This window comes from Streptomyces corchorusii, assembly GCF_001514055.1.
Taxonomy (GTDB): domain Bacteria; phylum Actinomycetota; class Actinomycetes; order Streptomycetales; family Streptomycetaceae; genus Streptomyces; species Streptomyces olivaceoviridis.
On sequence record NZ_KQ948354.1, the window covers coordinates 206,503 to 225,038 of the forward strand.

16 protein-coding genes are annotated in these 18,536 nt (G+C 72.7%); 11 read left to right on the top strand and 5 right to left on the bottom strand.

Going from position 1 to position 18,536, the window contains the following annotated elements; genetic code table 11:
• The first annotated feature begins 14 nt into the window (after positions 1–14).
• The 4 genes from AQJ11_RS10940 (at position 15) to AQJ11_RS10950 (ending at position 2,731) form a co-directional block, all read left to right on the top strand.
• Positions 15–1,628 (top strand): acyl-CoA carboxylase subunit beta, encoded by a 1,614-nt coding sequence (locus AQJ11_RS10940; RefSeq protein WP_014674601.1) that lies wholly within the window; start codon positions 15–17, stop codon positions 1,626–1,628.
• A 32-nt stretch (positions 1,629–1,660) separates the two neighbouring features.
• Entirely contained in the window at positions 1,661–1,870 is a 210-nt protein-coding gene (locus AQJ11_RS10945) for an acyl-CoA carboxylase epsilon subunit (protein WP_014674600.1), read from the top strand.
• Positions 1,871–1,952: 82 nt separating this feature from the next.
• A complete protein-coding gene (mmpB, locus tag AQJ11_RS52110) occupies positions 1,953–2,081 on the top strand; it encodes a morphogenic membrane protein MmpB (RefSeq protein ID WP_014674599.1) in 129 nt (42 codons plus the stop codon).
• 32 nt (positions 2,082–2,113) lie between these two features.
• Positions 2,114–2,731, top strand: coding sequence for a Maf family protein (locus tag AQJ11_RS10950; protein ID WP_086011571.1), 618 nt, complete (start codon positions 2,114–2,116; stop codon positions 2,729–2,731).
• Here AQJ11_RS10950 and AQJ11_RS10955 read toward each other — a convergent pair.
• Entirely contained in the window at positions 2,703–3,272 is a 570-nt protein-coding gene (locus tag AQJ11_RS10955; RefSeq protein ID WP_398781002.1) for a hypothetical protein, read from the bottom strand. The two genes, AQJ11_RS10950 and AQJ11_RS10955, sit on opposite strands and share 29 nt — an antisense overlap.
• A 380-nt stretch (positions 3,273–3,652) precedes the next feature.
• On the opposite strand from AQJ11_RS10955, the gene AQJ11_RS10960 reads away from it, so the two are divergent.
• Positions 3,653–5,425, top strand: a complete 1,773-nt coding sequence (locus tag AQJ11_RS10960; RefSeq protein WP_059262917.1) for an acetyl/propionyl/methylcrotonyl-CoA carboxylase subunit alpha — start codon at positions 3,653–3,655, stop codon at positions 5,423–5,425.
• A gap of 362 nt (positions 5,426–5,787) precedes the next feature.
• On the opposite strand, the gene AQJ11_RS10965 is transcribed toward AQJ11_RS10960, so the two are convergent.
• Together AQJ11_RS10965 and AQJ11_RS10970 are read right to left on the bottom strand one after the other, a co-directional pair.
• Complete coding sequence (locus tag AQJ11_RS10965; RefSeq protein ID WP_079082275.1) at positions 5,788–6,720, bottom strand: DeoR/GlpR family DNA-binding transcription regulator; 933 nt, start codon at positions 6,718–6,720, stop codon at positions 5,788–5,790.
• A gap of 166 nt (positions 6,721–6,886) precedes the next feature.
• On the bottom strand, positions 6,887–8,335 hold the full coding sequence (locus tag AQJ11_RS10970; protein ID WP_059262919.1) for an NAD(P)H-quinone dehydrogenase: 1,449 nt from the start codon (positions 8,333–8,335) through the stop codon (positions 6,887–6,889).
• 96 nt (positions 8,336–8,431) lie between these two features.
• On the opposite strand from AQJ11_RS10970, the gene AQJ11_RS10975 reads away from it, so the two are divergent.
• The 3 genes from AQJ11_RS10975 (at position 8,432) to AQJ11_RS10985 (ending at position 12,136) form a co-directional block, all read left to right on the top strand.
• On the top strand, positions 8,432–8,869 hold the full coding sequence (locus tag AQJ11_RS10975) for a gamma-glutamylcyclotransferase family protein (protein WP_014674593.1): 438 nt from the start codon (positions 8,432–8,434) through the stop codon (positions 8,867–8,869).
• A 134-nt stretch (positions 8,870–9,003) separates the two neighbouring features.
• Positions 9,004–9,828: a purine-nucleoside phosphorylase gene (locus AQJ11_RS10980; protein ID WP_014674592.1), complete on the top strand. Its 825-nt coding sequence runs from the start codon at positions 9,004–9,006 to the stop codon at positions 9,826–9,828.
• 676 nt (positions 9,829–10,504) lie between these two features.
• On the top strand, positions 10,505–12,136 hold the full coding sequence (locus AQJ11_RS10985) for a phospho-sugar mutase (protein WP_059262920.1): 1,632 nt from the start codon (positions 10,505–10,507) through the stop codon (positions 12,134–12,136).
• Positions 12,137–12,262: 126 nt separating this feature from the next.
• Here the strand turns inward: AQJ11_RS10985 and AQJ11_RS10990 are convergent, their stop codons facing one another.
• Both AQJ11_RS10990 and AQJ11_RS10995 read right to left on the bottom strand, forming a co-directional pair.
• Positions 12,263–13,942 (bottom strand): hypothetical protein, encoded by a 1,680-nt coding sequence (locus tag AQJ11_RS10990; RefSeq protein ID WP_059262921.1) that lies wholly within the window; start codon positions 13,940–13,942, stop codon positions 12,263–12,265.
• A 386-nt stretch (positions 13,943–14,328) separates the two neighbouring features.
• A complete protein-coding gene (locus AQJ11_RS10995; RefSeq protein WP_059262922.1) occupies positions 14,329–15,027 on the bottom strand; it encodes a PH domain-containing protein in 699 nt (232 codons plus the stop codon).
• Positions 15,028–15,162: 135 nt separating this feature from the next.
• Here AQJ11_RS10995 and deoC point away from each other — a divergent pair, with 135 nt between their 5' ends.
• From deoC to AQJ11_RS11010, 3 genes are read left to right on the top strand one after another with little or no spacing between them, the layout of a single operon-like run.
• Positions 15,163–16,122, top strand: a complete 960-nt coding sequence (gene deoC, locus AQJ11_RS11000; protein ID WP_041665466.1) for a deoxyribose-phosphate aldolase — start codon at positions 15,163–15,165, stop codon at positions 16,120–16,122.
• Positions 16,123–16,128: 6 nt separating this feature from the next.
• Positions 16,129–17,559 carry an aldehyde dehydrogenase family protein gene (locus AQJ11_RS11005; protein WP_014674587.1) on the top strand — a complete coding sequence of 477 codons (1,431 nt, stop codon included), beginning with the start codon at positions 16,129–16,131 and terminating at the stop codon, positions 17,557–17,559.
• Positions 17,552–18,436 carry an aldehyde dehydrogenase family protein gene (locus tag AQJ11_RS11010; RefSeq protein ID WP_041665464.1) on the top strand — a complete coding sequence of 295 codons (885 nt, stop codon included), beginning with the start codon at positions 17,552–17,554 and terminating at the stop codon, positions 18,434–18,436. Before AQJ11_RS11005 ends, AQJ11_RS11010 begins: the two co-directional genes overlap by 8 nt.
• Positions 18,437–18,536: the final 100 nt, after the last annotated feature.

Below are 18,536 nucleotides of genomic sequence, written 5' to 3' on the forward strand. Positions count from 1 at the left end.
GGAGCCGCATCCCGATGTCCGAGCCGGAAGAGCGTCACGAGATCCAAGAGATCGACATCCACACGACCGCGGGGAAGCTCGCGGATCTCCAGCGCCGCATCCACGAGGCGACGCACGCCGGCTCCGAGCGCGCCGTCGAGAAGCAGCACGCGAAGGGCAAGCTGACGGCGCGTGAGCGGATCGAACTGCTGCTGGACGAGGGGTCGTTCGTCGAGCTGGACGAGTTCGCCCGGCACCGGTCGACCAACTTCGGGCTGGAGAGGAACCGTCCGTACGGGGACGGCGTCGTCACCGGCTACGGCACGGTCGACGGCCGCCCGGTCGCGGTCTTCTCGCAGGACTTCACCGTCTTCGGCGGCGCCCTCGGCGAGGTCTACGGCCAGAAGATCGTCAAGGTCATGGACTTCGCCCTGAAGACGGGCTGCCCGGTCATCGGGATCAACGACTCCGGCGGCGCCCGCATCCAGGAGGGGGTCGCCTCCCTGGGGGCGTACGGCGAGATCTTCCGGCGCAACACCCACGCCAGCGGTGTCATCCCGCAGATCTCGCTCGTCGTCGGGCCCTGCGCGGGCGGCGCGGTCTACTCCCCGGCCATCACCGACTTCACGGTCATGGTCGACCAGACCTCGCACATGTTCATCACCGGCCCGGACGTCATCAAGACCGTCACCGGCGAGGACGTCGGCTTCGAGGAGCTGGGCGGCGCCCGCACCCACAACACCGCCTCCGGTGTGGCCCACCACATGGCCGGGGACGAGAAGGACGCCATCGAGTACGTCAAGCAGCTGCTGTCGTACCTGCCGTCCAACAACCTCTCCGAGCCCCCGGTCTTCCCGGAGGAGGCGGACCTCTCCCCCAGCGACGAGGACCGCGAGCTGGACACCGTCGTACCGGACAGCGCCAACCAGCCGTACGACATGCACACGGTGATCGAGCACGTCCTGGACGACGGCGAGTTCTTCGAGACGCAGGCCCTGTTCGCGCCGAACATCCTCACCGGGTTCGGGCGGGTGGAGGGGCACCCGGTCGGCGTCGTCGCCAACCAGCCGATGCAGTTCGCCGGCTGCCTCGACATCACGGCGAGCGAGAAGGCCGCCCGTTTCGTACGGACCTGCGACGCCTTCAACATCCCGGTGCTGACCTTCGTGGACGTGCCGGGCTTCCTGCCGGGCGTCGACCAGGAGCACGACGGCATCATCCGGCGCGGCGCCAAGCTGATCTACGCCTACGCCGAGGCCACCGTCCCGCTGATCACCGTCATCACCCGCAAGGCCTTCGGCGGCGCCTACGACGTCATGGGCTCCAAGCACCTGGGCGCCGACCTCAACCTGGCCTGGCCCACCGCCCAGATCGCCGTCATGGGCGCCCAGGGCGCGGTCAACATCCTGCACCGCCGCACGATCGCGGAGGCGGAGGCGAGCGGTGAGGACGTCGAGGTGGTGCGCGCCCGGCTGATCCAGGAGTACGAGGACACCCTCCTCAACCCCTACGTCGCGGCCGAGCGCGGCTACGTCGACGCGGTGATCATGCCGTCCGACACCCGCGCGCACATCGTCCGCGGGCTGCGTCAGTTGCGCACCAAGCGGGAATCCCTGCCTCCGAAGAAGCACGGCAACATCCCCCTCTAGGTCCCCAAGCCCTGCCGATTCTGGGAGCGGTCATGAACATCAAGGTCGTACGAGGCAACCCGACCCCGGAGGAGCTGGCCGCCGCCCTGGCGGTGGTCCGCGCCCGCGCCGCGGCGGCAGCGGCGACGCCGTCCGGCGCGGAGCCCCCGAGGGACGCGTGGTCCGACCCGTCGAGGATCGCGGCCCACCGCGTCCCCCGGCCGGGACCGACGTCCTGGACCCGCACCTACTGGCCGAGCTGAGGGCTTTTGGGAACCGCACCGGGCGCCAACTTGAGTAGCAGTACTCAGGCGCCCTCCCCGGCCGGAGCCGCACGCTGGAGGGATGCTGTGGTCAGACCCGGAGAACGAACCGCCGAAGGAACTGCGCGACGCGCAGAACATGCTTCGGCGGCTCGGGCTCCTGGTGGCCCTGGCCATGGTGCTGTTCATGGTCGTCAGTGGGCTGAGGTGAGCCGCGCGGCGCTCCCTGACTAACCTGACCGCATGACTGCCACACGACGCAGGCGACTCGTGCTCGCCTCCCAGTCCCCCGCCCGGCTGGCCCTGCTCCGGCAGGCCGGCCTCGCCCCCGAGGTGATCGTGAGCGGTGTCGACGAGGACGCCGTCACCGCCCCCACCCCGGCGGAGCTGGCCCTCGCCCTCGCCGAGGCCAAGGCGAGCGTCGTGGCGGCGCGGCCGGAGGTGCAGGGCGCCCTGGTGATCGGCTGTGACTCGGTGCTGGAGCTGGACGGGCAGGCGCTCGGCAAGCCGGCCGACGCCGAGGAGGCCACCGCCCGCTGGAAGAGCATGCGCGGGCGGGCCGGAGTGCTCCAGACGGGGCACTGCGTGTGGGACACGGAGGCCAAGCGGTACGTGTCGGCGACCGCGTCCACCGTCGTCCGGTTCGGCGAGCCCAGCGACGAGGAGATCGCCGCCTACGTGGCCTCCGGGGAGCCGCTGCACGTCGCCGGCGCGTTCACCCTGGACGGCCGTTCGGCGCCGTTCATCGAGGGCATCGACGGCGACCACGGCAATGTGATCGGCATCAGCCTGCCCCTGCTCCGCAGGCTCCTGGCCGAACTGGGCGTGGGCATCACGGAGTTGTGGGCACCGGAACGATGATCCGGGCGGGGACCGAGTCCTGCGGCTCGTCGTCCCCGTCCTGCGGCTCGTCCGTACGGCTCACCGGCGCGCCCGCGCCGGCGGGGGCCGCGCCCGGCTCCGCCCGCGCCCCCGGTCCGGCACCCTCCCCGGGCGTGCCGCCGGGTGCCGCGCCCTCCGGGCCGCCCGCACGGTCGTACGTCATCAGGAGCAGCACGATCAGCCCGAGCACGACCACCATGAACAGGAACGCCGTCCAGCCGACCAGGCCCCAGGCGAACGCGCCGAGCAGGCCGTGCACCACGGCCGCGCTGATGAGCAGGACGCGGCCGAGACCCGCCGGGGCGCGGTCGCGTACCGCGACCAGCGCGGCCACCAGCGCGCACAGCGCGAAGTAGAGGCCGAAGACCACTCCGCCGATCTTCGAGGACGTCGACATGACGCCCGGGTCGAGACCGGCCAGGGACATGTCCTGCCGGTCGACGACCACTCCGAGGAACCAGTTCAGCGCGGCGATGAAGACGGCCTCCGCCAGGAGGACGACCGCCACGACCCCAGCCACCGGTCTGCGCACCACCGGTCCCACCCCCTCTCTCACACCAGCAGCCTGTTACCCCAGGTACGTTCGAGACAGCGCGAACGCTACTAACGGGTAAACCCGGGGACAAGGGTTCGGGCGGCAGCAAAGAATCATTGGGCCATTCGTAGGGACTCGACAAAGAATCCGAGTGGGCCGCAGCACGCCTTCACAGAGACCTTGGCCACATGACAGGGCTAGGGTTTTCCGCAGGAGTCCTGCGTACCGAGGTGCGACATGGGCTTTCGCGGGTCGAGCGGGCCTCGCATCACGCTCCGTGTGGGCAAGCTCACCACAGGGGACGGGTCGAAGTGCCGTGTCGGCAGTCCCTAAACTCGGCTTGTTTCAAGGAGGGAGCCTCAATCGTGCGCAAGGTGCTCATCGCCAACCGTGGCGAAATCGCTGTCCGCGTGGCCCGGGCCTGCCGGGACGCCGGGATCGCGAGCGTGGCCGTCTACGCCGACCCGGACCGGGACGCTCTGCATGTCCGCGCCGCGGATGAGGCGTTCGCTCTGGGCGGTGACACCCCGGCCACCAGCTACCTGGTCATCGAGAAGATCTTGAACGCGGCGCGTGAGTCCGGCGCGGACGCCGTCCATCCCGGGTACGGCTTCCTCTCGGAGAACGCCGAGTTCGCGCAGGCCGTCCTGGACGCCGGCCTGATCTGGATCGGCCCGCCGCCGCAGGCGATCCGCGACCTGGGTGACAAGGTCGCCGCCCGGCACATCGCCCAGCGCGCCGGCGCGCCGCTGGTCGCGGGCACCCCGGACCCGGTCTCGGGCGCCGACGAGGTCGTGGCCTTCGCCAAGGAGCACGGCCTGCCGATCGCCATCAAGGCCGCCTTCGGTGGCGGTGGCCGCGGTCTGAAGGTGGCCCGCACCCTCGAAGAGGTCCCCGAGCTGTACGACTCCGCGGTGCGCGAGGCGGTCGCCGCCTTCGGCCGCGGCGAGTGCTTCGTCGAGCGCTACCTGGACCGTCCGCGCCACGTGGAGACCCAGTGCCTGGCCGACAAGCACGGCAACGTGGTCGTGGTCTCCACCCGTGACTGCTCCCTCCAGCGCCGCCACCAGAAGCTGGTCGAGGAGGCCCCGGCGCCGTTCCTGTCCGAGGAGCAGGTCGCCGAGCTGTACCGCGCCTCGAAGGCCATCCTGAAGGAGGCCGGCTACGAGGGCGCCGGCACCTGTGAGTTCCTGGTCGGCCAGGACGGCACGATCTCCTTCCTGGAGGTGAACACCCGGCTCCAGGTGGAGCACCCGGTGACCGAGGAGGTCGCCGGCATCGACCTGGTCCGCGAGATGCTCCGCATCGCCGACGGCGAGGAGCTCGGTTACGGCGATCCGGTGCTGCGCGGTCACTCGTTCGAGTTCCGCATCAACGGCGAGGACCCGGGCCGCAACTTCCTCCCGGCCCCCGGTACGGTCACCCGGTTCGACCCGCCGTCCGGCCCCGGCGTCCGCCTGGACGCGGGCGTGGAGGCCGGTTCGGTCATCGGCCCGGCCTGGGACTCGCTGCTCGCCAAGCTGGTCGTGACCGGTCGTACCCGCAAGGAGGCCCTGGAGCGGGCCGCCCGCGCCCTGGACGAGTTCCAGGTCGAGGGCATGGCGACGGCGATCCCCTTCCACCGCGTGGTCGTGCGGGACCCGGCGTTCGCCCCCGAGCTGACCGGCTCCCAGGACCCCTTCACGGTCCACACCCGCTGGATCGAGACCGGGTTCGTCAACGAGATCAAGCCCTTCGCCGCGCCCGCCGACGTCGAGGCGGAGGAGGAGCTGGGCCGCGAGACGGTCGTCGTCGAGGTCGGCGGCAAGCGCCTGGAGGTCTCGCTTCCGTCGTCGCTGGGCATGAGCCTGGCCCGCACGGGTCTCGCGGCCGGCGCCAAGCCGAAGCGCCGCGCGGCGAAGAAGTCCGGCCCGGTCGCCTCCGGCGACACCCTCGCCTCGCCGATGCAGGGCACGATCGTGAAGATCGCCGTCGAGGAGGGCCAGGAGGTCAAGGAGGGCGACCTGGTCGTCGTCCTGGAGGCCATGAAGATGGAGCAGCCCCTGAACGCCCACAAGGCGGGCACCATCAAGGGCCTGACCGCCGAGGTCGGCGCGTCCATCACGTCGGGCGCGGCCATCTGCGAGATCAAGGACTGACCCCGCCCCGAGCGCCATCCCCACGCCCGGCGAACCGCCCCGGTCCGCCGGGCGTGGCGTTTCTTCACCGTCCCGCCCGTAGAAGGGGCGGGCCGCACACGGCAGCATGCTCCGGACGGAGGAACCGGCGGCCCGGCCGGTACGGAGTGGGTGACCGAAGGGACGGTGCACCGTCAGCTCGCCGAGGCGCCGGACCGGTCACCGGTTGCCCGGGGCCGACCGGGAAGACAGCCGTGAGCGGCCCCGACGCTCGCCTTCGCGTGGCAGCGTCCTGCCGTCCGTCAGCGCCGTGCCACACCCTGGCGGCAGCACTGGCAGCGCGCGGCCGTCCGGGCACTCGGGCTCCTCGGCCCCTGCCGGCGTCAGCGCCTGCGCAGATCGGCGACGCGCCCCCGCTCGGCCGCGGCCGACTCCCCCAGCCCCGCCCCCGAGCGGAGCGCCACGTGCCCCCTGCGCGGCCCCGGCAGTGGGGCGCGGCGGGTCGCCGGGACCTGTTCACCCCCCGGGTTCCCACTCGCCCCGGCCACGGCGATCTGCACTCCCTGGTCCGCGAGCGCCTGCAACTCCGTGGCGGCGCGGTCGTCGTGGGGCGGGGGATCGTCGGTGACGAGCCGGGTGATGAGGTCCGTCGGCACGGTCTGGAACATGGTGTCCGTGCCGAGCTTGGTGTGGTCGGCGAGGACCACGACCTCCGCGGCGGCCTGGACGAGGGCCCGGTCGACGGATGCCGAGAGCATGTTGGAGGTGGACAGGCCGCGCTCGGCCGTCAGACCGCTTCCGGAGAGGAACGCCTTCGACACCCGCAGGCCCTGGAGGGACTGTTCCGCGCCGGAGCCGACGAGGGCGTAGTTGGAGCCGCGCAGGGTGCCTCCGGTCATCACGACCTCCACCCGGTTGGCGTGGGCCAACGCCTGGGCCACCAGGAGGGAGTTGGTGACGACCGTCAGGCCCGGCACGCGCGCGAGCCGGCGGGCCAGCTCCTGCGTGGTCGTACCGGCCCCGACGACGATCGCCTCGCCTTCTTCGACGAGGCTCGCGGCGAGGTCGGCGATGGCCGTCTTCTCGGCGGTCGCGAGATGGGATTTCTGCGGAAAGCCGGACTCTCGCGTGAATCCGCCCGGCAGTACCGCACCGCCGTGCCGGCGGTCGAGGAGTCCTTCTGCCTCCAGTGCCCGCACGTCCCGCCGTACGGTCACTTCGGAGGTCTGGACGACGCGGGCGAGCTCACGGAGCGACACGGCACCGTTCGCTCGCACCATTTCTAGGATCAATTGGCGACGTTCAGCAGCGAACACGAAACTGACAGTAACCCCAGCGACCGTCTGCTTTCAGCAGTTTGCGCCGAATAGCAGAAGTTGTTCGCATGGCAGGGCGGGAAGTGGTATAGAACCCGCCCGCCCCGACTATGCCGACCGCACACGCCGCAACACCCCCTGATCAGGGGGGAGTCGGCGGGGGCCGTCAGGCCTCCGCGCTCGCCTTGCGAGTGTGCAGCTGCCGGGCGACCTCCGCGATCGACCCCGAAAGGGAGGGGTACACCGTGAACGCGTTCGCGATCTGTTCGACCGTCAGATTGTTGTCGACGGCGATCGAGATGGGGTGGATCAGTTCCGAGGCGCGCGGCGCCACCACCACACCGCCCACCACGATCCCGGTGCCCGGCCGGCAGAAGATCTTCACGAAGCCGTCCCGGATGCCCTGCATCTTGGCGCGCGGGTTGCGCAGCAGCGGGAGCTTGACGACCCGCGCGTCGATCTTGCCCGCGTCCACGTCCGCCTGGCTGTAGCCGACGGTGGCGATCTCGGGGTCGGTGAAGACGTTGGACGACACCGTCTTCAGGTTCAGCGGGGCCACCGCGTCGCCCAGGAAGTGGTACATGGCGATACGTCCCTGCATGGCGGCGACGGACGCGAGGGCGAAGACTCCGGTCACGTCACCGGCCGCGTAGACGCCGGGAGCGGTCGTCCGGGACACCTTGTCCGTCCAGATGTGACCCGACTCGCGCAGCTTGACGCCGGCCTCCTCCAGGCCGAGGCCCGCGCTGTTCGGGATGGCGCCGACGGCCATCAGGCAGTGCGTACCGTTGATGACCCGGCCGTCGGCCAGCGTCACCTCGACCCGGTCGCCGACGCGCTTGGCGGACTGCGCGCGGGAACGGGCCATGACGTTCATGCCGCGGCGCCGGAAGACGTCCTCCAGGACGGCGGCGGCGTCCGGGTCCTCGCCCGGCAGCACGCGGTCGCGGGACGACACGAGCGTGACCTTCGAGCCCAGGGCCTGGTACGCGCCGGCGAACTCGGCACCGGTCACACCCGACCCGACCACGATCAGCTCTTCCGGCAGCTCGGTGAGGTCGTAGACCTGGGTCCAGTTCAGGATGCGCTCGCCGTCGGGCCGGGCGTCGGGCAGCTCGCGCGGATGACCGCCGGTGGCGATGAGGACGGCGTCGGCGGTGAGGGTCTCCTCGGTGCCGTCGGCGGCGGTGACGACGACCTTCCGGGACCCGTCCAGCGCCTGCATCCCGTCCAGCCGGCCGCGCCCGCGCATGACCCGGGCACCGGCCCGGGTGACGGAGGCGGTGATGTCGTGGGACTGGGCGAGGGCCAGCCGCTTCACCCGGCGGTTGACCTTCCCGAGGTCCACGCCGACCACCCGGGCCGCCTGCTCCAGCGGCGGGGTGTCGTCGGCGACGATGATGCCGAGCTCTTCGTACGACGAATCGAAGGTCGTCATGACCTCGGCCGTAGCGATAAGGGTCTTCGACGGCACGCAGTCGGTCAGCACCGACGCCCCGCCCAGACCGTCGCAGTCGACGACGGTCACCTCCGCGCCGAGCTGAGCGGCCACCAGCGCCGCTTCGTATCCGCCGGGTCCGCCACCGATGATCACGATCCGAGTCACGTACCCCATTGTCCCGCACGCCTCAAGGTGCCACTGCCCGGGGGCGCCACCGGGTCGCTCCCGGGACACCCGGGGCGGGCGGTGCGCCTGCCGTACCCTCTCCCCATGTCGCTCTATGCCGCGTACGCCGGCAACCTCGACGCGCGCCTGATGTCCCGCCGCGCCCCGCACTCCCCGCTGCGCGCCACCGGCTGGCTGAACGGCTGGCGGCTGACCTTCGGCGGCGAGCAGCTCGGCTGGGAGGGCGCGCTGGCGACGATCGTCGAGGACCCGTTGGCCGAGGTCTTCGTCGGCCTGTACGACATCGCACCCATGGACGAGGAGTCGCTCGACCGGTGGGAGGGCGTAGGCCTCGACATCTACCGCCGGGTACGCGTGCGCGTGCACACCCTGGACGGTGAGGAGCCGGCCTGGGCGTACGTCCTCAACGCGTACGAGGGCGGGCTGCCGTCGGCGCGCTACCTGGGCGAGATCGCCGACGCGGCGGAGTCGGCGGGGGCTCCGCACGACTACGTGATGGAGCTGCGCAAGCGCCCCTGCTGATCCTCCGCGCACCCTCTGTGCCGCGTTTTGCCCCCGTTTTCCCGGCCGCTTGTGGAAACCGACAAGACAACGAACGCAAACCCGTGGGCTCTGTCATCTACGCGCGTAGGCGAAGACCGGCTACCCTCATCGGCGTGAACGCATCTCTTCTTCCGGACGACATCCAGGGCGATCCCTACGCCGCCGCCGACGCCGCCGCCGCGCGCCTGCGCGCGCTCACGGGCGCCGAGACCCACGACGTCGCCCTCGTGATGGGCTCCGGCTGGGCTCCGGCCGTCGACGCCCTGGGGGCACCCGACGCCGAGTTCCAGGTCACCGAGCTGCCCGGCTTCCCGCCGCCGGCCGTCGAGGGCCACGGTGGCAAGATCCGCTCGTACTCCTTCGGTGACAAGCGCGCCCTGGTCTTCCTGGGCCGCACCCACTACTACGAGGGCCGTGGCGTGGCCGCGGTGGCGCACGGCGTCCGTACGGCGGTCGCGGCCGGCTGCAAGACCATCGTGCTGACCAACGGCTGCGGCGGTCTGCGCGAGGGCATGCGGCCCGGCCAGCCGGTGCTGATCAGCGACCACATCAACCTGACGGCGACGTCCCCGATCGTCGGCGCGAACTTCGTCGACCTGACGGACCTGTACTCGCCGCGCCTGCGCGCCCTGTGCAAGGAGATCGACCCCACGCTGGAGGAGGGCGTCTACGCCCAGTTCCCCGGCCCGCACTACGAGACCCCGGCCGAGATCCGCATGGCCCGCGTCATCGGCGCCGACCTGGTCGGCATGTCCACGGTCCTGGAGGCCATCGCCGCCCGCGAGGCCGGCGCCGAGGTGCTCGGCATCTCCCTGGTCACCAACCTGGCCGCGGGCATGACCGGCGAACCCCTCAACCACGAGGAGGTCCTCCAGGCCGGCCGCGACTCGGCGGCCCGCATGGGCGAACTGCTGGCACGGGTACTGGGCAGGATCTGACGCACCGCTGCGCTCGGCTTCGACGGGGCCTACGCGTCGGCCGGCATGCGGCGGGGCTGCGTGCTCGACCCTGGACGGAGCACCGGGCCTGGCTTTGAGCGGGGCACCAGGCTCGGCTACGGCGGGCGTGGGGCTCGGCTTCGGCCGGGGTGGCGCGCCGGCCGGCTTCGGGCGGAGCGCTGGGCTTGGCTCTAGCGGGCGTGGGGCTCTGCTTCGTGCGGGGCCGCTGCGCTCGGCTTCCGGGGGGCGCGGTGTTGCCTCCGACTTCGGGCGGGTCACCGGGCCTGGCCTTGAACGGGCCGCACCCGGCTTCGGGCGGCGCGCCGAGCTCGGCTTCGAACAGAGCCGCTGGGCTCGGCTTCGGCGGTGGTAGTGGTGCTGCGGGCGGCTCTCAGGGGGGGCGGCGGGCCGCTGCCGGCGGGTCGCCGTACTGTCGGCGGCCCGGGGCAGGCGCGATACCGCGGGCAACCAGGAGCGGCCTGCCGTAGGGCCCGCGGCTCGCGGCGGGCGCGGTACCGCACGCGGCCGTGCGCGGTGCGCGGCCCCCGGCAGCGCGCGATGCGGCAAGCTCCCTTCCATGCCGCGCCCGGCTCCCACGGGGCGTCGGCGGCAGGGCGGGGGTCGGGGGCGGAGCCCCCAGTTGGACCAGGCAAACACAGGAGAGGTTGATCCCAAGGTGCACGACGATCTCATCGCCCGGGCCAAGTCCTGGCTCGCCGAGGACCCGGACCCGGAGACCCGCGACGAACTGGCCGGGCTGATCGACGCCGGTGCCGTCGAGGAGCTGTCGGCCCGCTTCTCCGGCACGCTCCAGTTCGGCACCGCCGGCCTGCGGGGCGAGGTGGGCGCCGGCCCGATGCGCATGAACCGCAGCGTCGTCATCCGCGCCGCCGCCGGCCTGGCCGCGTACCTGAAGAAGAACGGCCACTCCGGTGGACTGGTCGTCATCGGCTACGACGCCCGCCACAAGTCCGCCGACTTCGCCCGGGACACCGCCGCCGTGATGACCGGCGCCGGCCTGCGCGCGGCCGTACTCCCCCGTCCGCTGCCCACCCCCGTGCTGGCCTTCGCGATAAGGCACCTCGGCGCGGTCGCGGGCGTCGAGGTCACCGCCAGCCACAACCCACCCCGGGACAACGGCTACAAGGTCTACCTCGGCGACGGCTCCCAGATCGTCCCGCCCGCCGACGCGGAGATCGCCGCCGAGATCGACGCGATCGCCTCCCTGCACGACGTACCCCGTCCGGAGAGCGGCTGGCAGACCCTGGACGAGTCGGTCCTGGACGCCTACCTCGCCCGTACGGACGCCGTACTGGACCCCGCCTCCCCCCGTACCGCCCGCACGGTCTACACGGCGATGCACGGCGTCGGCCGGGACGTCCTGCTGGCCGCGTTCGCCCGCGCCGGCTTCCCCGAGCCGGTGCTGGTCGCCGAGCAGGCCGACCCGGACCCGGACTTCCCGACGGTCGCCTTCCCGAACCCGGAGGAGCCGGGCGCCATGGACCTGGCGTTCGCGCGGGCCCGCGCCACCGACCCGGACCTGGTGATCGCCAACGACCCCGACGCGGACCGCTGCGCGGTGGCCGTGAAGGACGGCGGCGACTGGCGGATGCTGCGCGGCGACGAGGTCGGCGCCCTGCTCGCCGCCCACCTGGTCCGCCGGGGCGCCCAGGGCACCTTCGCGGAGTCGATCGTCTCCTCCTCCCTGCTCGGCCGGATCGCCGGGAAGGCGGGGCTGCCGTACGAGGAGACCCTGACCGGCTTCAAGTGGATCGCCCGTGTCGACGGCCTGCGCTACGGCTACGAGGAGGCCCTCGGCTACTGCGTGGACCCGGAGGGCGTGCGCGACAAGGACGGCATCACCGCCGCGCTGCTGGTCACCGAGCTGGCGTCCGTGCTCAAGGAGGAGGGCCGTACCCTCCTCGACCTGCTCGACGACCTCGCCGTGGAGCACGGCCTGCACGCCACCGATCAGCTCTCGGTCCGCGTCGAGGACCTGTCGCTGATCGCGGACGCGATGCGCCGCCTGCGCGAGCAGCCGCCGACCGGGCTGGCGGGCCTGCCCGTCGTCCGGGCCGAGGACCTGACCCGGGGCACGGAGAAGCTGCCGCCCACGGACGGCCTGCGCTACACCCTCGACGGCGCCCGGGTCATCGTCCGCCCCAGCGGCACCGAGCCGAAGCTGAAGTGCTACCTGGAGGTCGTCGTACCGGTCTCCGCGCACGCCGACCTGCCGGCCGCCCGCGCCCGCGCGACGGAGCTGCTGACGGCCGTCAAGCGCGACCTGTCGGCGGCTGCCGGCATCTGAGGGTCCGGGGCCCGCTGTCCGTCCATGTCCTCAGGACAGGGACGGCAGGGCCCCGTCCGTCCTCACCCCAGGAACAGCAGGGCCCCGTCCGTTCTCACCACAGGAACAGCAGGGCCCCGTCCGCCCTCACCCCAGGAACAGCAGGGCCGCCGTCCAGCCGGCCGCGAGTGCCAGCGCCAGGGGCCACAGCGGCCGTCCCCGCCGGCCCGCGTCGGCGGGGCCGGACGGGCGCAGCGACGGGTCGTGCCACAGGGCGGTGATCTCACTCGCGGCCCGCTCGTGCGGATGCACGAGCCCGAACCGGCGCTCCAGCCACGGCCAGCGGGGAGCGGCAGCCGACCAGGGCGTGAAGGAGGCCCGCCGGCTGTCCACCTTCAGCTCGGTGCTCGTGCACGCGACGGTCCTGATCTCGTCCCACGGGAGGTGCCGGGGTCCGCGCAGCCCGTTGAACCACAGTCCCTCGCTGTCGGCCGTGATCCGCCAGGCGAGCCAGTGGGGCAGCCACAGCGCCCCCGCGAAACCGGCGAGGGCTCCGAGCACACCCCGCCACCCGCCGGTCGCGCCCCAGAAGAAGCCGCTGCCCCACAGCACGAGCAGCAGCGCGCAGAGCCGGTGCAGCAGCCCCGCCCGCCACTGCCGTACGCCCGCCGGGGCCACGCCGCCCGCCTCCCCCGCGACCGCTTCCGCCGCGACCGCTTCCCCGGCCGACCGGCTCAGCTCCGCGTACGCCGCCCGCCGGGCCGCCCGGCGCTTCTCCCCTGCCGTCAGCCGCCGTACCGACGCCTCGGACAGCGGGCGTACGGGCCCTGACGACCGTTCCACCACCGGTGGCGCGTCCGCCTTCCCGGCGGCCGTGACCAGCAGGATCTCGGCGCCGTCGCAGGGCGCGCCGTACAGCACGGCCTCCCTCAGCGGTCCCGGCCCCTCCCGGTCGAGCCGCTGGAGGAACTCCTCCAGCTCCTCCGTGTCGTCCTCGTCGCCGGGGTCGTCGGGCTGCCCGTCGCCGTCCCGGACCTCCATGACGGCGACGCGGAACAGGGGACGCGCCCCGGCCGTGTCGTCGGCGGCGAAGACCTCGGTGTCACCGTCGGCGCCCTCCCGCACGAGCACCCGCAGCACGGGCGCCGCCGCCGCGCGCAGGACGGTGGCCCGGCGCCGGCCCAGCAGCCCGGAGACGAGCGCGGTCAGGCCCAGCCCCGCCACCAGCCAGGCCGACGCCGGCAGCGCCCGTGCCCCCTCGCCCGCGTCCGGGCCGTGGGCGGGCAGGACGGCGACGCCGGCGACCCCGAGCGCGAGCAGGAGACCTCCGCACCCGACGAGGAACAGGCCACGGGGCAGCGACCGGCCGGCGCCCGGCAGCGGAGCGGTGATGCCGCCGGCCGCGTCCAGGGCCCGCTCCCGCTGTCCGCGCCGCGCCACCAGCCGCAGCACGGCCACCGCCCAGACCGACGCCAGGACGATCACGGCGGCCGGCCACAGCCTCCCGGGCCGCAGCACGACCAGCAGCACCGCCAGCACGGGCGCCGACACCGGCACGATCTCCGGGCGCACGTACAGCCACAGCGCGTGCAGCGCCAGCAGGGCCGCCGCCCACGGACGCCATCCGGCGGGGAGCGCCAGCAGCCCGGTGATCGCGGCAGCGGCGGCGGACGCGGTCAGCAGGTGCCCGGTCCGGGAGGGCAGCGGCACCCAGCGCGGCGGCAGCGCGTCGAGCCAGCGGCGGGGGTGCTCACCGCTCCAGGAGGGGCAGGCGGCGGGTACGGCCGCGGCGGGCAGCCGCAGCGGCCGTCCGGGATTCGTACTCATGGCAGTCCAGACACTCGACAGCGGCGAACGGTTGGCCCCGGCCACCGGCCACCGGCTACCAGGACACCCGCCCGCCACCGGTACGCCCTCACCGAGCGTCCCGGCCCCGGCGAACCACCCGCCCGAACAGGCCACCCAGGCAGCCACCCGCCCGGGCAGACCACACGGGCAGAACAGCCCTCACCCCAGAGAGCGGGGACGAAGCACACGAAGCACACCGGGACCCGCCCCGGCCGCAGCGGCGGACCGCCCCCGTCACGCCCAACGGGCACGGCCCCGCACACGAGAACCACGCTTCAGCCCGCCCAGGCCGCAGCCCCGGCTCCCGGTGGCAACCCCGGACGGCCCGGACGGCCCGGACGGCCCGGACGGCCCCCGAGGCTCCCTCAGCCCACGGCCAGCAGGATCGCCAGCAGCACCGCTCCGGCGACCGCGGGCGCGGCCACCTCGTAGGCCCAGCGCACGGTGATCTCGCCCTGCGCCGACTCGGCCTTCCCACGCCGTTCCAGGATGTCCCCCAGCTCGGTCATGATCTGGTCGGTCTGCGCCCGGGCCGGTCCCGTGTCCGGGCCGCGCGCGCCGAACCCGCCGAAGCCGAGGCCGCTCGGTGCGAGCGCCCCGCCCCGGCCGCCCGCCCCGCCCCGGGCCGCGTCCGCCGCCGCCCGCTGCTGCCGGCGGATCGCCTTCTTGCGGGCCCGCAGCGAGACGGGGATCGCCCACAGCTGGTACTTGGTGCCGGACTTGGCGAACACCTCGTTGGAGTAGCCGGAGCGCAGGTCGGCGATCTCGCCCCAGGGCAGGCTGATCACCCGGAACGGGTTGCGGACGCGCAGCCGGTCCTCGCCCGCGAACACCGCCGGGCGGAGCGTGAAGGCGAGCAGCAGCGGCACGATCAGGATCATCCCGGCCAGCGCCAGCCACGGGGTCCGGCCGTGGCCCTTGAACAGGGCGTCGAAGCCCAGCCAGAGGACGACCAGGAGCAGCAGCGCGCCGCCCACCAGCCCGAGGGGCGAGCGGTAGACGCGGTCCTTGGCGACGGGCGCCGGCGGCTGTGACGCGGGTGACGGATGGTCCGGGGTGGTCATGGCCCCGATTCTGCCCGACGCCGTCCGCGGCGCGGCCACGCGCCCGTGAACCGGCGCTCATCCGTGATCTCGGCCTCGGGGACGAGCACGGGGGTGTACAGCCGCTACGCGCGTAGATATGCTCGTCTGGTGACCATGCCCACTACCGCACCCACAGCTCGCGCTCTCGGTGACGTCACCGCGTCCGACAGCACGCTGCGCCGCTTCCTCCACGGGCTGCCCGGCGTCGACGCGGTCGGCCTGGAGGCGCGCGCGGCGTCCCTCGGCACCCGTTCCATCAAGACCACCGCGAAGGCGTACGCCATCGACCTCGCCATCTCGATGGTCGACCTGACGACGCTGGAAGGCGCGGACACCCCGGGCAAGGTCCGGGCGCTCGGCGCCAAGGCGGTCCACCCCGACCCCACGGACCGCACGACCCCGACGACGGCCGCGGTCTGCGTCTACCCCGACATGGTGGCCGTCGCCAAGGAGGCCGTCGCCGGTTCCGGCGTGAAGGTCGCCTCGGTGGCCACCGCCTTCCCGGCCGGCCGTGCCGCGCTCGGCGTGAAGCTGGCCGACGTCCGTGAGGCCGTCGCCGCCGGCGCCGACGAGATCGACATGGTCATCGACCGGGGCGCGTTCCTCGCCGGCAAGTACCTGAAGGTGTACGACGAGATCGTCGCCGTGAAGGAGGCCTGCGGGACGAGCGCCCGGCTGAAGGTCATCTTCGAGACCGGCGAGCTGTCGACGTACGACAACATCCGCCGTGCCTCCTGGCTCGGCATGCTGGCCGGCGCCGACTTCATCAAGACGTCGACGGGCAAGGTCGCCGTCAACGCCACGCCCGCGAACACCCTCCTCATGCTGGAGGCGGTCCGCGACTTCCGGGCCCAGACCGGCGTCCAGGTCGGCGTGAAGCCGGCCGGCGGCATCCGCACCAGCAAGGACGCGATCAAGTTCCTGGTCCTGGTCAACGAGACCGCGGGCGAGGACTGGCTGGACAACCACTGGTTCCGCTTCGGCGCCTCCTCGCTCCTGAACGACCTGCTGATGCAGCGCCAGAAGCTGGCCACCGGCCGCTACTCCGGTCCCGACTACGTGACGGTGGACTGATCCCCCATGGCATTCGAGTACGCACCCGCCCCCGAGTCCCGCGCGATCGTCGACATCGCGCCCTCGTACGGCCTGTTCATCGACGGCGAGTTCACCGAGGCGGCCGACGGCAAGGTCTTCAAGACCGTCTCGCCGTCGACGGAGGAGGTCCTCGCCGAGGTCGCCCAGGCCGGTTCCGAGGACGTCGACCGTGCCGTCAAGGCCGCCCGCAAGGCGTTCGAGAAGTGGTCCGCGCTGCCCGGCTCCGAGCGCGCCAAGTACCTGTTCCGCATCGCCCGGATCATCCAGGAGCGCAGCCGTGAGCTGGCGGTCCTGGAGACGCTGGACAACGGCAAGCCGATCAAGGAGACCCGCGACGCGGACCTCCCGCTGGTCGCCGCGCACTTCTTCTACTACGCGGGCTGGGCCGACAAGCTCGGCCACGCCGGCTTCGGCCCGGACCCGAAGCCGCTGGGCGTGGCCGGCCAGGTCATCCCGTGGAACTTCCCGCTGCTGATGCTGGCGTGGAAGATCGCCCCGGCCCTCGCGACCGGCAACACGGTCGTCCTGAAGCCCGCCGAGACGACCCCGCTGTCCGCCCTGTTCTTCGCGGACATCTGCCGCCAGGCGGGCCTGCCCAAGGGTGTCGTCAACATCCTCCCGGGCTACGGCGACACCGGCGCCGCGCTGGTCGCGCACCCCGACGTGGACAAGGTCGCCTTCACCGGCTCCACGGCCGTCGGCAAGGAGATCGCCCGCACGGTCGCCGGCACCCGCAAGAAGCTCACCCTCGAACTGGGCGGCAAGGGCGCGAACATCGTCTTCGACGACGCGCCGATCGACCAAGCCGTCGAGGGCATCGTCACCGGCATCTTCTTCAACCAGGGCCAGGTCTGCTGCGCGGGCTCCCGCCTGCTGGTCCAGGAGTCGATCCAGGACGAACTGCTGGACTCCCTCAAGCGCCGCCTGTCCACGCTCCGCCTCGGCGACCCGCTGGACAAGAACACCGACATCGGCGCGATCAACTCCGCCGAGCAGCTCGCCCGGATCACCGCGCTGGCCGAGCAGGGCGAGGCGGAGGGCGCCGAGCGCTGGTCGCCGGCCTGTGAACTCCCCTCCGCCGGTTACTGGTTCGCCCCGACGCTGTTCACGAACGTCACCCAGGCGCACACCATCGCCCGCGACGAGATCTTCGGCCCGGTGCTGTCGGTCCTCACCTTCCGTACGCCCGACGAGGCCGTCGCCAAGGCCAACAACACCCAGTACGGCCTCTCGGCCGGCATCTGGACCGAGAAGGGCTCGCGGATCCTGGCCGTCGCGAACAAGCTGCGCGCCGGCGTCGTCTGGTCCAACACGTTCAACAAGTTCGACCCGACCTCGCCGTTCGGCGGCTACAAGGAGTCGGGCTTCGGCCGCGAGGGCGGTCGTCACGGCCTGGAGGCGTACCTCGATGTCTGACCGACTCAGTGTGTTCAAGACCTACAAGCTGTACGTCGGCGGGAAGTTCCCGCGTTCCGAGAGCGGCCGGGTGTACGAGGTGCAGGACTCGAAGGGCAACTGGCTGGCCAACGCTCCGCTGTCCTCCCGCAAGGACGCCCGTGACGCGGTGGTCGCCGCGCGCAAGGCGTTCGGCGGCTGGTCCGGCGCGACCGCCTACAACCGCGGCCAGGTCCTCTACCGCGTCGCCGAGATGCTGGAGGGCCGCAAGGAGCAGTTCGTCCGGGAGGTCGCGGACGCGGAGGGCCTGTCGAAGTCGAAGGCGGCGGCCGTCGTGGACGCGACGGTCGACCGCTGGGTCTGGTACGCGGGCTGGACCGACAAGATCGCCCAGGTGATCGGCGGCGCCAACCCGGTCGCGGGCCCGTACTTCAACCTCTCCTCCCCGGAGCCGACCGGCGTGGTCGCCGTCCTGGCCCCGCAGGAGTCGTCCTTCCTCGGCCTGGTGTCGGTCGTGGCCCCGGTGATCGCCACCGGCAACACGGCGGTCGTGATCGCCTCCGAGAAGGCCCCGCTGCCGGCCCTGTCCCTGGGCGAGGTGCTGGCCACCTCCGACGTCCCGGGCGGTGTCGTCAACGTCCTGTCCGGCCGTACGGCGGAGATCGCGGCGCCGCTGGCCGCGCACCAGGACGTCAACGCGATCGACCTCGCGGGCGCGGACGAGGGCCTGGCGAAGGAACTGGAGATCGCGGCGGCCGACAATCTGAAGCGGGTGCTCCGTCCACAGGCTGTGGATTACTTCGAGACGCCGGGGACCGAGCGGATGACGGCGTTCCTGGAGACCAAGACGGTGTGGCACCCGACGGGGGCGTTGGGCGCGGCCGGTTCCTCCTACTGACGGGGTCCGGGCGGGGAACCGTCGGCCGCGGGCTTTGCCGTGGCCGGTCGCGCCCGCGCGGCGGAGCCGCGTGCCGGACCCCGCCCCGCGCCCCTTCGGG

Excerpts from the sequence above, each read along its gene's own strand:
- deoC (WP_041665466.1), top strand. The coding sequence starts at position 15,163 with ATGCCCACTACCGCACCCACAGCTCGCGCTCTCGGTGACGTCACCGCG.
- AQJ11_RS10995 (WP_059262922.1), bottom strand. The coding sequence starts at position 15,027 with ATGACCACCCCGGACCATCCGTCACCCGCGTCACAGCCGCCGGCGCCC.
- AQJ11_RS11010 (WP_041665464.1), top strand. The coding sequence starts at position 17,552 with ATGTCTGACCGACTCAGTGTGTTCAAGACCTACAAGCTGTACGTCGGC.
- AQJ11_RS10945 (WP_014674600.1), top strand. The coding sequence starts at position 1,661 with ATGAACATCAAGGTCGTACGAGGCAACCCGACCCCGGAGGAGCTGGCC.
- AQJ11_RS10975 (WP_014674593.1), top strand. The coding sequence starts at position 8,432 with ATGTCGCTCTATGCCGCGTACGCCGGCAACCTCGACGCGCGCCTGATG.
- AQJ11_RS11005 (WP_014674587.1), top strand. The coding sequence starts at position 16,129 with ATGGCATTCGAGTACGCACCCGCCCCCGAGTCCCGCGCGATCGTCGAC.
- AQJ11_RS10990 (WP_059262921.1), bottom strand. The coding sequence starts at position 13,942 with ATGAGTACGAATCCCGGACGGCCGCTGCGGCTGCCCGCCGCGGCCGTA.
- AQJ11_RS10950 (WP_086011571.1), top strand. The coding sequence starts at position 2,114 with ATGACTGCCACACGACGCAGGCGACTCGTGCTCGCCTCCCAGTCCCCC.
- AQJ11_RS10940 (WP_014674601.1), top strand. The coding sequence starts at position 15 with ATGTCCGAGCCGGAAGAGCGTCACGAGATCCAAGAGATCGACATCCAC.
- AQJ11_RS10970 (WP_059262919.1), bottom strand. The coding sequence starts at position 8,335 with ATGGGGTACGTGACTCGGATCGTGATCATCGGTGGCGGACCCGGCGGA.
- mmpB (WP_014674599.1), top strand. The coding sequence starts at position 1,953 with ATGCTGTGGTCAGACCCGGAGAACGAACCGCCGAAGGAACTGCGCGAC.